The sequence below is a fragment of the Paenarthrobacter sp. JL.01a genome (assembly GCF_025452095.1).
Taxonomy (GTDB): domain Bacteria; phylum Actinomycetota; class Actinomycetes; order Actinomycetales; family Micrococcaceae; genus Arthrobacter.
On record NZ_CP104877.1, the window covers coordinates 619009 to 631885 of the forward strand.

Sequence of the window (12877 nt, forward strand, 5' to 3'; positions counted from 1 at the left end):
AACCCCCAACCCCGAAGGAGCCTCGGCATATGACCGCTTGGAACGCAGACACAGAAGCCGGAGCCTCCGAACTGGGGGCAGTGACGGTGGTCGAGGGCTCGTCCTTCTGCATTTCCGCGCACTCGGGCGACATCCATGGCGGTGGTTCACAGGGGGCCTACTACCAGGACACACGCATCGTCTCGCGCTGGGTGCTGCGGATCAACGGCGAACCCCGGGAGCCCCTGGTGGCGCGCAACCCGGCGTCGTTCCAAGCCGAATACGTCGGCAGGGCCTGCACGGAAGACGGGCGCTTCGAAAGCCCGTTGCTTGTCCGGCACCAGCGCAGCATCGGCTCGGGACTGCGCGATGACATCACCATCACCAACTACTCCGGAACGCCGTCCACCTGCACCATCGAACTGCTCCTGGACGCCGACCTTGCCGACCTCTTCGACGTCAAAGGCGGCCGGGTGGGAACCGCAGAGGAGACCATCAGGGCTGCACAGGACGACGGACTGCACATCGATGCCCTGCACTCCAGTGGCCAGCGGCGCGGGGTGTTGTTCCAGGCCGAAGGGGCAAAAGTCACCGGTGAAGGGTTGACCTTCAACGTCACCATTCCCGCCCGGGAGGATTGGTCCACCACCATCATCGCCTTGCCCCTGGTCAACGGCGAGGCGCCTGAAGACCGCTTCACCGTGGGAACACCACTGCAGCACAGCACAGGAGCCCGCCGGCAAACCCAATGGGAGGAACACGTTCCGCGCGTCACGGTCACCGACCGGAATGTCACCGATGTCCTGGAGCAGAGCCAGCGGGACCTCGGAGCACTGCGGATTTTCGACGACGAACACCCCGGCCGTGCCGCCATCGCCGCCGGGGCACCATGGTTCATGGCTTTGTTCGGACGGGACTCGCTACTTGCCTCCTACATGTCCCTGATGGTGGATCCGGGCCTTGCCGCGGGCACGCTCCAGACCTTGGCAGGACTGCAGGGCAGCAAAGTGGACAACGATTCCGAAGAAGAACCCGGACGCATGCCGCATGAGGTCAGGCTGGGTATCACCGCGGGGCTCTCACTGGGCGGCACGGCCTATTACGGCACCGCCGACGCCACCCCTCTGTTCGTCTCCACCCTGGGTGAGCTGAGCCGTTGGGGGCTCGGAGACGACATCATCGAATCCCTCCTTCCCCACGCGGACCGGGCCATCGAATGGATGGAGCAGTACGGGGACCGCGATGGCGACGGGTTCATCGAATACAAGAGGCCCAACGAGCACGGCTTGGTGAACCAGGGTTGGAAGGACTCGTGGGACGGGATTAATTTCGCGGACGGCCGGATGGCGGAGGCTCCCATCGCACTCTGCGAAGTGCAGGCTTACGCCTATGCGGCCTACGTGGGCCGGTCCCTGTTGGCACGCGCGGCGGGGGACACCGCCGTCGAACGCCGGTGCGCTGACCGCGCCGAAGAGCTCAAGGAAGCTTTCAACAAGACGTTCTGGCTGCCGGACAAGGGTTACTTCGCGCTGGCGCTGGACAAGGACAAGCAGCCGGTGGATTCCTGCACGTCCAACATGGGGCACTGCCTGTGGGTGGGCATCGTGGATGAAGACAAGGCACCGCAGGTGGCGGAGCGGCTCATGTCTCCGGAGATGTTCACCGGCTGGGGCATCCGCACCCTTGGCTCCGACATGGGCGCCTACAACCCCGTCAGCTACCACAACGGCTCCGTCTGGCCCCACGACACGGCGCTCGCCGCCACCGGGCTGATGCGCTACGGCTTCACGGACGAAGCCAGCCGGATAGCCAGCGGACTGTTCGACGCCGCCGAGCACTTTGGCGGGCAGCTTCCCGAGTTGTTCTGCGGCTTTGACCGGCGGGACTTTTCGGAGCCGGTCCCGTATCCGACGGCGTGTTCCCCGCAGGCGTGGGCGGCTGCGGCTCCGGTGCAACTGGCTCGGATACTGCTGCGGTTCGACCCCGACTTCACGCGGGATGTGCTGCACCTCGCGCCGATCCTCCCGGCGTCATTCGGCGAGTTCACGGCCGAAAATGTACTGCTGGGGAGTTCCCGGCTGACGGTACGGGCCGCGGGCACTTCCGGGACTGTGGAAGGCCTGCCGCAGGGACTCCAGTTGCGCAACGATCCGCGGCCGCCCCTGGCCGGTGACCTGTTCGGCTAGAGCCTGTTCTCCATGACGAAGTCGTGCTCCACGGTGTTGCCGAGCTTGAACGACTTGGTGCCTACGCGCTGGAAACCGCTCTTCTCGTAGAAGCGGATGGCTTTGGCGTTTTGGCTGTTCACGCCGAGCCATACGCCCGCTGCACCCTTGTCCGTGGCCAGCGCCAAGGACGCGTGGATCAGCCTCGACGCCGCGCCCTTGCCGTGGTGGTCGGGGTGGACGTAGCACTTGCTCAGCTCTGTCGATGGGAGCGCCGAGAGCACGGAGGCGACGTCGGGGTCTCCTGTGGGCTTGGCAATCAGCATGGTGTAGCCGTTGAGCTGCCCGTCGTCGTCGAGCACCAGAATGGTGATGTTCGCGTCGGCGAGGTACTCCGAAAAGTTGGCTTCGCTGAGCGTCTTTTCAAGGTGCGCCTGGATGTCCGCCGGTGAGGAGCCGGGAGGGCATGCCAGCGGGAAGGTGACGGCCGCGAGCTCGGCCAGCTTCCCGGCGTCGTGTGCTGTTGCGGTGCGGATGTTCTCGGCCACGTATTCCCCCTTGCGAGTTTTTGTACAGGTAATGCCCCTAAGAACGCATCTTAAGGGCATTAGCTGTACAAAAACTCCATGTTAGGGGGTGGGCCGGATGGCGTTGGCTGCCCGGTCTGCGCTGATTTGTGTCTCCCGGCCTGAGTCGAGGATGGTGTTCCGCGCCGATTCCGGGTCCACCAGGACTGCGGTCACGGCCAGCTCCTTGGCAGCGTCAGTGGTCAGCAGGGCATCCACCTGGGCCTCAAAGCAGTCGTCGCTGGCGGTGGCATGGACGTTCATGGCCACCACGTGGTTGTTCGACACGAAATTGCCCGCGCCTTCACGCAGCCGGATAGTGACCGGCGTCGCGCCTTCCGGACGGATGTGCTCCGAATCGATGATCTGTGAAAAGTGGTTGCCGATCACCGAGTTGTTGTTGCCGCTGATGCTGAGGACCCCGTGGAGATCATCCAGCCCATTGTCGATCCCGAGGAACGGCGTCCAAGGCTCGTGGTCGCGGAGGAAATGGTTGGTGGCCACAAGATTCTCCGAGCTGTTCCGCTCCAGGACCACCATGCCCGGATAGAAGGAATGCAGCCGGTTGTTGGTGATGCTGGAGCGCGTCACGCCGCTGAAATGGACGCTGCTGGCTCCGCGTGGAAAGACGTTGTTGGCCGTTACCAGGAGTCCGCCATGGTTCTCCGCGTAGATCGAGTGGCCCTTGAAGCCCGCGCCAATCAGGTTGTCCGTGATCTTCGATGCCTGACCCCAGCCGCGCAGCTCGATGCAGCTTCCACATTCGGCAATGAAGTTGTTGTGGATGGAGAGGGCATCGGCATTGTGGATGGTCAGGGCGTGTTCGAGGTAGATGAAGCCCATCTCGTTGACGCGGAACGAGTCGTTGGCGCTGGCAACGTGGATGCCGGTCTTGCCATTGACATAGGTATTCTCCGCTGGCAGGTCCGAGCCGTCCGGGGCAAAATGCAGCCCGTCGATGCAGAAGTTGGCGAACTCTACGGAACTGATCCGGGGACTGCCCGCACGCTCAACACGGAAGGCGGCCCCGCTGGCCGGGTCCGCGCTGTCAGCAGCAGGAAGATCAACCAACACACGGCTGCCACCGGGCCACAGCTCATGGAGATCGGGCCATTCGTCCTCGGGAACGTTGAACCTGATGCTGGAAGACGTGAAGCCGTGGCCCGAGCCCTGGATCCTGAGGAAACTGATGTCGATCAGGACCTGCGTTCGCAGGCGGTAGTCGCCCGGCGGCAAGTAGATCACGGCACCGGGCTTGCCGCCGTCGTTCACATCTGTGGCGTTCTGGCGTTCCTTGACGTCGGCGATGATGCTGTTGATGACCTCGCCGACGTCCTTGGACGGGTCGCCGACGGGCCAGGTGGTCACGTCGTAGTAGTTGCTGCTGGACATGGTGTGGATCCTCTTGAAGTTGGGGGTGGTCAGTTGGCGGGCTGGTGTTCGGGCAGTTCGGCCAGCAGCTCGTCCGACGTCGGCGGGTTGGCGCCCGCACGACGTACAGTGATGGCCGCGGCCTTGGTGGCCCTGCCGCCCAACGACTCCAGTGCCTCCTCCGTGAGCCGGTCAACCCCGGTCTGCAGAAGGCCGAAGATCAAGGTGGACATGTACGAGTCGCCCGCGCCGATGGTGTCAGCCACAGTGGACGTGACCGAGGGAACCAGGACCTGGGCGCCGCAGGTCGAGAGCATGGAGCCCTCCGAACCCCTGGTCACCACCACGAGTCCGGTCCCGAGGTCCAGGATGCGCCGGGAAATGTCCTGGATGGATAAGGACGGGTAGAGCCACTGCGCGTCCTCATCACTGAGTTTGACCACGTCGGTGAGAGGAATGAGCTCCTCGAAAATGGACCTCGCCTGGGCCTGGCTGCCAACCAGGGCCGGCCGGACATTGGGATCGTAGCTGACCACGCACCGCTGGTGTACCTGTTCCAGCAGCGCCCGTACCGCTGCCGCTCCGGGCTCCAGGAACGTGGCAATCGACCCCGTGTGCAGGATCTTTGGCAGGGTGGTGGGGGTGATCCGGGGGAGCTCCCACTGAATGTCGAAGTCATAATGGGCCGAACCGTCCGAGGCCAGGGTGGCGGTTGCCGTAGCGGTTCGGACGCCCGGGCGGGCATCGGCCAGAAGTTCGACGCCGGCACTCGCCAGGTGCCGTTCGATGGCGGACCCGTGGTGGTCGTCTCCGATCGAGGTCAACAAAGCGGTTGGCACGCCGAGGCGTCCGAGGCCGTAGGCCACGTTCGCGGGCGAGCCTCCGGGGTGCTCCACGGTTCCCCGCGGGGAGACGACGATGTCCACCAAAGCTTCACCAACAACAACGACTTCCGGCGCCGGATTCGATGCCGGCCCTGTGAGGTTCTGCGGCTCCGGGATGATCTGCATGACGTACTCCTTAGGCGTTTTGTGAGACAGCGAGCTTAATAACTGTGGCTGTGCCGCCCTCTGCGGTCAGCCAGTTCTCCTGGCTGGTGGCATCCGGGAACACCAGATCCGTCAGGACCACTCTGCCGTCCTGGGCGAAGACTTCCACGGAGCACTGGTCCACCACAACAAGCAGCTTGAGGAGGCCGTCCTCCAGGGCCACAGGGGCGGATTCGACGGAGGCGAACTTTTCATGGAAGGCGGTGTCTCCTGAACGGGTGCGGTCGAGGGTGAGTCGTCCACTGCCCGGGGTGTAGCTCAGGACAGCGCCTTGGCGTCCGTCGGAGCTGGCGAGCAGTCGCAGCCCAACACGCTCTGCGGTTCCAGGGAGGATTTCAGCTTCGATGACCTGGGCTGCACCCGGTACGGCGTCCGGCAAGCGGAGGGCTGATGATCCCACCTCGATGGAGCCCGCGTGAAAGAGCTCCTCTTTCGGGTCCCCGAGGACCGGGCGCTGGACCAGCCGGGCGGCCCCGTCCACGGTTTCAAGGCGCAGCTGGCGGGCAAGGGTCATGGAGGAACGCCATGGTGCAGTGGGAAGCTGGTTGGCGTAGTCCCAGTTGTTCATCCAGCCGATGATGATCCGCCGGTCATCCGGGGTGTTGCTGAAGGACACCGAGGCATAGCAGTCGCGTCCCCAATCCAGCCACAGGCTCTGCTGCAGTGCTTCCGCCCGGGCAGAGCCCTCCGGCAGGGAGGTGACTCCGGAAGGCGCTGCAAGTGAGCCTGCGTCCGGAACGAAAGTAACGCCGTCGAACTGTCCCACAAAGTACTGTCCGCCCGAACCCCCTGCGACAGCGCCCGGGTTCACATTGACGATCAGCACCCACTTGATGCTTTCGGGATCCCCGTCCGCAACCAGGGGGAAGAGGTCCGGGCATTCCCATTCGCCGGCGTCCGCGTTGGCCGGGCCGAAGTCGCTCAGGAAATCCCAGGTCTTGAGGTCATCAGAGCGGTAGAGGACCACCTTTTGCTGCTGCGCTTCGACGGCGACCATCACCCAGAAGGCCCCCTCGGCGGCGCCTTCGTAGCGGAAGACTTTGGGATCGCGGAAATGCGCGGAGTCCCGGGTGAGCACCGGATTCCCGCCGTACTTTTGCCAGGTCATTCCCGAATCGGAGCTGTACGCCAGGGACTGCGCCTGCGTGCCACCGTGTGGCCCTGCCTTGAAGGCGCTGGTGTACACAGCCACCAAAGCCGGGGACTCCGTGGTTCCGAAACCGGAGGTGTTGCCATGGTCCACCACCACGCTTCCGGAGAAGATGTCCTCTGTTTCATCCCCGGCAATGGCCACGGGATGTTCCTTCCAGCTCGTGAGGTCAGGGGAGGAGGCGTGGCCCCAGGACATGTTGCCCCAGACGTTGCCGTAGGGGTTGTTCTGGAAGAACAGGTGGTACAAACCGTCGTGGAAAACCAGGCCGTTGGGGTCGTTCAGCCAGGTGTCCCGTGCCGTGAAATGGATGGCAGGCCGGAACCTGGGAGTGAGGGCCGGTGCTGTTTCCGGGCGTGCGGCATCAAGGCTACTGGACATGTGGTGCGTTCCTTTTGGGACGTTGAAGGGCTGGCTGGGTGCTACCGCGGAGCCGCGACCGAGTCACGGCGGACCAGGGGACAGCCCAGAATGGTCGGGTGGAGCGCCATCAAGGAGAGGTCGTCCTTGCCCTCGATGGCATCGATGAGGTGTTCAGTGGCCCACGCTCCCATCTCGTAATGCGGGAGGGCCACGGTGGTAAGGCCTGGGTAGAGGTTGGCGGCGATGAGTTCCTGGTCATCGAAGCCCACCACGGAAAGATCTCCTGGAATGCTGAGCCCCAACTCTGCCGCGGCCCGGTAAGCGCCCATGGCCATCCGGTCGTTGTAGCAGAAGAGTCCCGTGGGCCGGTCCTCCCGGGACAGGATCCGCTTGGCGGCCTCATAGCCGCCCTGCACTTCGGAGACCTCGGACTCGACGGGCGCCGCACCGCCGTCGAGCCCCGCTTCGGTGAGCATGGCCCGGAAGGCCTGCAGCCGCTGGCGGGTCGCAGGGACGTCGTCGGTGTTGTTGATGAAGCCAACCCGGGTGTGGCCGGCGTCGAGAAGCGCCCCGACAGCAGCGCGGGCGCCGCCGTCCTCGTCCGGGACTACGGCCGTGATGTTCCCGGCAGTGGCAACGGAGTCCACCAGGACCGACGGTACGCTGCCCAGGTTGCCCGGAAGCTCGACGTTCCGGTGGTACATCGTGGCGTACAGGATGCCGTCAACCCGCCGCTCCAACAAGGCCTGGACGTCCGCTTGCCGGGATTCGAGGCTGGCTGAACCCGGGGTGTTGATGATCATGAGGTTGTACCCCCGGGCTTTGGCGGCCTCATCAGCGCCAAGGATGATCCTGCCCGCGTGCGGCGTAGTGGCGATTTCCTCGCTCACCAAACCGAGCATGCCGGTCCGTTGCGTGCGCAGGGCCTGCGCCAGGCGGTTGGGGCCGTAGCCCAGCTGTTCGGCGGCTGAGCGGACCTTGTCCCTGGTTTCCTCACTGATCCGGGCGTAGGAGACCTCGTTGAGAACGTGGGACACGGTGGTGACGGACACGCCGGCGGCGACGGCAACGTCCTTGATACCGATGTTCTTGCTGCTCATGTGGCTCCCACGTCCTTATGGTTGGTGATGCCCCGGAGGGGCTATCAGTAGGCTACTGCTTGATGGTGGGCCTAGCCCTTGACCGCGCCCAGCGTCATGCCCGCTACGATCTTGCGCTGCAGCAGGAGCGTGAGCAGGATGACCGGGATCGAGTACACGGCGGCGAGGGCGGTCATCGATCCCCAATCCAGGCCGAACTGGGTCTGGAAGTTCGCGATCACCACGGGCGTGGTCTGCGAACGGATGGCCGTCATGAGCAGCGCGAACAGGAACTCATTCCACGAAGCCAGGAAGGCAAAGATCGCTGTGACCGCGATGCCGCCGGACACCACCGGGATCACCACCCGCCACAGGGCGCCCAGCCTGCTGCAGCCGTCCACGGTTGCAGCTTCCTCGAGGTCCCGGGGGACGGATTCGAAGAAGCTGGACATCAGCCAGATCGAGAGCGGCAGGGAGATGGTGGTGTGTGCGATGGACAATGCGATCGGCGTATCCGCCAGCCCTGCAGAGGCCATCATGGAGGCCAGCGGAATGCCGATCGCAACCGGCGGCACCATCCGCGTGACCAGCGCGGCCATTATGAAGACACGGCCACTCGGTGTCTTGTAACGCGTGATGCCGTAGGCTGCCGGGACGGCGAGAATCAGCGAAAGCAGGGTGCTGATGACGGCGGTCTGGATGCTGTTGATGAAGGACGCCACCACGCCGCTGCGGCCCAGGGCGTTGGTGTAGTTCTCCAGCGTCCACTCCTTCGGCAGGATGGTCGGTGGTACAGCAATGGTGTCGATCGGGGTCTTGAACGAGGTGAACAGCAGGTACAGGAACGGGAACCCGTAGAGGACCATGGCGACGGCCAGCAGGATCCACAGGATGGTCCGGGTGCTGCGGCGGCCGGCTTCGAGTCCTTCGCGGTTGACCCCCCGCCGCTTGCGCAGCGGCTGCGCTTCGGGGAGGCCCGACGGCGGCTGGCTGGCCATGGTGGCGACGCTCGTGGTGCTCATCAGTTGTCCTTTCCTGGCCGCCAGATGGTGCCCACTGCAACGAAGGCAATGGCCAGCATTGCCAGAAGGTAGATCGTGCCCATGGCACTGGCCAGGCCGGGATCGCCGAAGCGGATCATGGTCCGGTAGATCAGCAAGCTCATGGTTTCCGAGGCCGACTGGGGTCCGCCGTTGGTCTGGATAAGGATGGTGTCAAAGGCCCTCGCCGCATCGATTCCGCGGACCACCAGTGCTACGGCAATCACGGGACGAAGCAGTGGAAGGATGATCCGGAACAGGAGCGCCGGAGCCCGTGCACCGTCCAGGCGGGCGGCCTCGAGGAGGTCACCGGGGATGTTCTGGAGCCCTGCGAACAGCACCAGGCACATGAACGAGGTGGTAAGCCAGATATCCGGGATGGCCACCGAGAACAACACGATGTTGGGGTCGGAGAGCCAACCGATCTGGTTGGGATCGGACAGGAGACCCGCCTGGTGGAGGAGCGTTCCGATCAGGCCGAAGTTGTCGATCATCAGGAACTTCCACAGCAGGCCTGCCACGATCGGGGCGATCATCAGCGGGTAGAGGAAGACGGTCCGCCAGATCTGGGACTTTTTGCCGAGCGTTGTGAACAGCAAGGCCATGCCGAGGCCCAGGGCGAATTCGAGGGTCACCACCACCAGGGTGTAGGCGAAGGTCCGCCATCCAGCGCTGGTGAAGGCCTCGGAGGTGAACGCGGTGACGTAGTTTTGGAACCCCACGAAGTCGCGGGGGCCACCGGCTATGGGGGAGATCTTGAAGAAGCTGTCTGCCACCAGGCGGAAGAGCGGGTAGGCCACAAATACGGCCAGGAACAGTGCCGCGGGCGTCATCAAATAGAGGGCGAAGCGGCGATCGGAGATACGCACGGTATTTCTTTTCTGCTGGTTGGGACCGCGGCCGGCACTGTTTTTCGCGCTGTGCGCGTGCCGGTGCCGGCCGCGGAGTCTTACTTCAGGAGGTCCTGGATCTGCTTCTTGGCATCGGCCAGGAGGGCGGAGGTGTCGCCACCGGCCACGGCCTTCTGCAGCAACGGGATCAGGACGGTGTCAACGATCTGCTGCCACTTGGCGGTTGCGGGCCGGGTGGCCGTGGCCTGGCCGTTGAGGGTCTCGATGAGCGGCTTGAAGCTTTCGTAACCGGGCTGGTCCTGGTACTTCTGGAAGGCGCTGATCCGCGATGCCAAGCCAAGCTTGGATTCAATTCCCTTGTCGTTGTAGTCGTAGGCGCACTTGACGAACTTCTTGGCAGCGTCCGTGTTCTTGGTTGCCTTGGGAACGGACAGGTACCACGGTCCCGGAACGCCTGCGACGCCGGCGCTGCCGCCGATCATCGCTGCGGCTCCCACCTTTCCTGCCACCGGAGCATCGGCAGGAATCTGGCGGTAGGCGTGGGCCCAGAAGCGGGTCATGGCGGTCTTGCCCTGGTTGAACAGGTTCTGAGCTGCAGCCCAGTCAACCTGTGCAGCGCCACTCGGAGCATCCTTGGCCAGGCTTACGTAGAAGTCCAGGGCTTCCTTGTGGGCGGCGTTGTCGATCACCACGTTGTTGTCCTTGTCCAGGACCATCGGTGAGCCGGCCTGGAGGACGTGGGCAAGCCATTCGGTTTCCACGGCGCCCTTGACGTCCGTGCCGTACATTCCGTCCTTGGTGAAGAACGCGGAAATGTCCTGGTACTGCTTCCACGTCTTGGGGGCGGCGAGCTCGTAGCCGTACTTGGCCTGGAAATCGGCCTTGTTCTTGGCGTCTTCGAACAGGTCCTTGCGGTACAGGATGATCTCGGCGTTGGTCCAGGCGGGCATGCCGATGAAGTGGCCGTCCACGTTGGCTTCCTTCACCAGGGCCGGGAAGATGTCCTTCTTTGCCTCGTCGGTGAAGAGTTCGTCGATGGGCTGGACGGCGTCCTTGAAGCTGGGGAGCCATACGGAGTCCAGTGCGGCGACGTCGAAGGAGACGTTGCCGGAGGAGAATTCGCTGGAGAGTCGGTTGAACATGCCGTCGTAGGGGAGTTCGACGAAGTTAACGTCCACGCCGGCGTCCTTCTTGCACTGCTCGGCTACGCCGGTCAGTTCGGCGTGGCCGCCGGCTTCGACCAGGACGTTAATGGAGCTGGAACCGCCTGAACCGCCTGAAGATGGTGCGGGACCGCCGGCGCCACAACCGGTGGCAACGAGTGCGACGGCGGTGCACAGCCCGCCGAGGGTGACGAGCTTGGAGATGGTGTTTCGAGTGGACATCGCTGTCGACTCACTTTCTCTTGAACGGAAATTGCAGAGAGATGGGGATGACACGTCTTTGGCTTGAAAAATCGTTTTGCCAAAACGACTTGGCACTGACATTAGGGCCGAGAGAACGGCCGTGTCAACTGTTTCCCACGAAACTTTTCGGACTCTTGACGCTTGGGACCGGATGCCCATAAAGTGATCCGCGCCACTCGACAAATCGTTTTGGCATATTTTGGCTGATTTGGCAAGTTTTTGGCAACGCCCCGGTTGTTTGGCCGCACCCGTTTGCGCCGATCGCCCCCGTACCCACGGGTGCGCCGGGCGGGAACCGGTGCGGCGCGTTCCATCGTCCTTGGACGCGTCCACCATGGCCGATCAAGCAACAACCAAAGCAGTCACCGAGTTCGAAGGAGAACCATGGACCCATCCCTGCCCCTGAGCCGGAGGAGCATCCTCCGGTTGATTCCCGCAGCGGCAGTCGCGGCCACCGCCGTCGTGCTGTCCGCTAAGGAAGCTCTGGCAAAAGAACCAGCCCAGCAGGCAGTTGCCGCGGAGACCCCGGCAGCCACGGGCCACCGGGCAATCATCGGCATGCTCTAGCGGTACGCATGCACTACCCAACACGAAGCTAGGCCACTCAAGCAGTACCCCCAACGATGTGAGGAGAACACGCTGTGACCACTGTCTACGACGTCACCACCTGGTCTGTCCCCGGAAACCCGTCCGCAACGCCCTACAACGACATCGGGCTCATCATCAACAGCATCATTGCCGATGTGAAATCCCAGCAGACCAACCAGGCATCCAAACCGGGGGCCGTTGTCTACATCCCGCCGGGAGACTACTCGCTCAAGACCCGGGTCAACATCGACATCAGCTTCCTGACCATCCGTGGATCCGGGCACGGCTTCACGTCCAGCAGCATCCGCTACAACGCAGGCAACACGTCAAGCTGGTATGAAATCAACCCCGGTGGCAGTCGGATCCGGGTGGAAAACACTGATGGAAACACCGACGCCTTCAGGGTTTACCGCACCGGCGACCCTCGCCTGAGCTCCATCGTGTTCCAGAATTTCTGCCTGGACGGGGTGTCCTTCAACTCCAACCAGAATTCCTACGTCAACGGCAAGACAGGCATCCGCTTCGATTCCGCGAACGACTCCTGCCGGGTGGAAGGCATGGGCATGGTCTACCTGGAACACGGCCTGGTGGTCCGGGATACCGACGCGCTGAGTGTGAGCGGCAACTTCCTGGCCGAATGCGGCAGCTGCGTGGAACTCACCGGATCCGGGCAGGCCTCCAAGGTCACCGACAACCTGATCGGCGCAGGCTACGTGGGCTTCTCCATCTACGCGGAGGGCCATATGGGCTTGCTGGTCAGCGCCAACAATGTCTTCCCGCGGGGCAAGAGCAGTGTGCACTTCAAGAACTGCACCCGCTCCACCATCACCAGCAACCGGTTCCACGCGTTTTACCCCGGCATGGTCAACTTCGAGGGAAGCTGCACGGAAAACCTGGTGGGCGCCAACCACTTCCTGCGGCAAATGGAACCCTTCGATCCCCTCAAGCCGTACAACAATGGCCTGGATGACCTCTTCGGATTGGTTCACCTGGCAGGCAGTGGGAACACAGTCACGGGCAACCACTTCAGCTACGACGTCCCTTCGGGTTCAGTGAGCCCGTCGGGCCAGAAGCCCACCATCATCCTGGTGGCCTCCGGCGCCAACAACTACATCGCCGCGAACAACACCATCTCCTCGGTGGCTGCGAACACGGTGGTGCTGGACGGTTCAACCACCGGCACCAAGGTGCTGGACAGTGGTGGTGCCGGCGAATTTGTGCATTACACCAGCTCCTACTCGTTCCGGGCAACCCCTTAGCGCCGGGCTGA

At 63.5% G+C, this 12877-nt stretch carries 11 protein-coding genes; 3 read left to right on the top strand and 8 right to left on the bottom strand.

Translation table 11 applies throughout. The annotated features are described in order from the left end of the window. Positions 1-29: 29 nt before the first annotated feature. Positions 30-2165, top strand: a complete 2136-nt coding sequence (locus tag N5P29_RS03075; protein WP_262277207.1) for an amylo-alpha-1,6-glucosidase — start codon at positions 30-32, stop codon at positions 2163-2165. On the opposite strand, the gene N5P29_RS03080 is transcribed toward N5P29_RS03075, so the two are convergent. The 8 genes from N5P29_RS03080 to N5P29_RS03115 form a co-directional block, all read right to left on the bottom strand. Then, on the bottom strand, positions 2162-2692 hold the full coding sequence (locus N5P29_RS03080; RefSeq protein ID WP_262277208.1) for a GNAT family N-acetyltransferase: 531 nt from the start codon (positions 2690-2692) through the stop codon (positions 2162-2164). The genes N5P29_RS03075 and N5P29_RS03080 overlap by 4 nt on opposite strands. An 81-nt stretch (positions 2693-2773) precedes the next feature. After that, a complete protein-coding gene (locus tag N5P29_RS03085) occupies positions 2774-4102 on the bottom strand; it encodes a NosD domain-containing protein (RefSeq protein ID WP_262277209.1) in 1329 nt (442 codons plus the stop codon). 29 nt (positions 4103-4131) lie between these two features. Then, positions 4132-5091 carry a carbohydrate kinase family protein gene (locus tag N5P29_RS03090; protein WP_262277210.1) on the bottom strand — a complete coding sequence of 320 codons (960 nt, stop codon included), beginning with the start codon at positions 5089-5091 and terminating at the stop codon, positions 4132-4134. Between the two features lie 10 nt (positions 5092-5101). Beyond that, positions 5102-6661, bottom strand: coding sequence for a glycoside hydrolase family 32 protein (locus N5P29_RS03095; protein ID WP_262277211.1), 1560 nt, complete (start codon positions 6659-6661; stop codon positions 5102-5104). 41 nt (positions 6662-6702) lie between these two features. Next, the gene (locus tag N5P29_RS03100) at positions 6703-7743 is read right to left on the bottom strand and encodes a LacI family DNA-binding transcriptional regulator (protein WP_262277212.1); all 1041 of its coding nucleotides are present in this window, start codon (positions 7741-7743) and stop codon (positions 6703-6705) included. Between the two features lie 71 nt (positions 7744-7814). Beyond that, a complete protein-coding gene (locus tag N5P29_RS03105) occupies positions 7815-8720 on the bottom strand; it encodes a carbohydrate ABC transporter permease (RefSeq protein WP_262278498.1) in 906 nt (301 codons plus the stop codon). A gap of 23 nt (positions 8721-8743) precedes the next feature. After that, complete coding sequence (locus N5P29_RS03110; protein ID WP_262277213.1) at positions 8744-9631, bottom strand: carbohydrate ABC transporter permease; 888 nt, start codon at positions 9629-9631, stop codon at positions 8744-8746. Between the two features lie 80 nt (positions 9632-9711). After that, the gene (locus N5P29_RS03115; RefSeq protein ID WP_262277214.1) at positions 9712-10998 is read right to left on the bottom strand and encodes an ABC transporter substrate-binding protein; all 1287 of its coding nucleotides are present in this window, start codon (positions 10996-10998) and stop codon (positions 9712-9714) included. 405 nt (positions 10999-11403) lie between these two features. Between N5P29_RS03115 and N5P29_RS03120 the strand changes: the two genes are divergently transcribed. Together N5P29_RS03120 and N5P29_RS03125 are read left to right on the top strand one after the other, a co-directional pair. Beyond that, the gene (locus N5P29_RS03120) at positions 11404-11586 is read left to right on the top strand and encodes a hypothetical protein (protein ID WP_262277215.1); all 183 of its coding nucleotides are present in this window, start codon (positions 11404-11406) and stop codon (positions 11584-11586) included. A gap of 74 nt (positions 11587-11660) precedes the next feature. Further along, positions 11661-12866 (top strand): NosD domain-containing protein, encoded by a 1206-nt coding sequence (locus tag N5P29_RS03125; RefSeq protein ID WP_262277216.1) that lies wholly within the window; start codon positions 11661-11663, stop codon positions 12864-12866. Positions 12867-12877 lie beyond the last annotated feature (11 nt).

Coding starts and splice junctions, on each gene's coding strand:
- N5P29_RS03120 (WP_262277215.1), top strand. CDS start 11,404: ATGGACCCATCCCTGCCCCTGAGCCGGAGGAGCATCCTCCGGTTGATT.
- N5P29_RS03095 (WP_262277211.1), bottom strand. CDS start 6,661: ATGTCCAGTAGCCTTGATGCCGCACGCCCGGAAACAGCACCGGCCCTC.
- N5P29_RS03075 (WP_262277207.1), top strand. CDS start 30: ATGACCGCTTGGAACGCAGACACAGAAGCCGGAGCCTCCGAACTGGGG.
- N5P29_RS03115 (WP_262277214.1), bottom strand. CDS start 10,998: ATGTCCACTCGAAACACCATCTCCAAGCTCGTCACCCTCGGCGGGCTG.
- N5P29_RS03105 (WP_262278498.1), bottom strand. CDS start 8,720: ATGGCCAGCCAGCCGCCGTCGGGCCTCCCCGAAGCGCAGCCGCTGCGC.
- N5P29_RS03090 (WP_262277210.1), bottom strand. CDS start 5,091: ATGCAGATCATCCCGGAGCCGCAGAACCTCACAGGGCCGGCATCGAAT.
- N5P29_RS03085 (WP_262277209.1), bottom strand. CDS start 4,102: ATGTCCAGCAGCAACTACTACGACGTGACCACCTGGCCCGTCGGCGAC.
- N5P29_RS03100 (WP_262277212.1), bottom strand. CDS start 7,743: ATGAGCAGCAAGAACATCGGTATCAAGGACGTTGCCGTCGCCGCCGGC.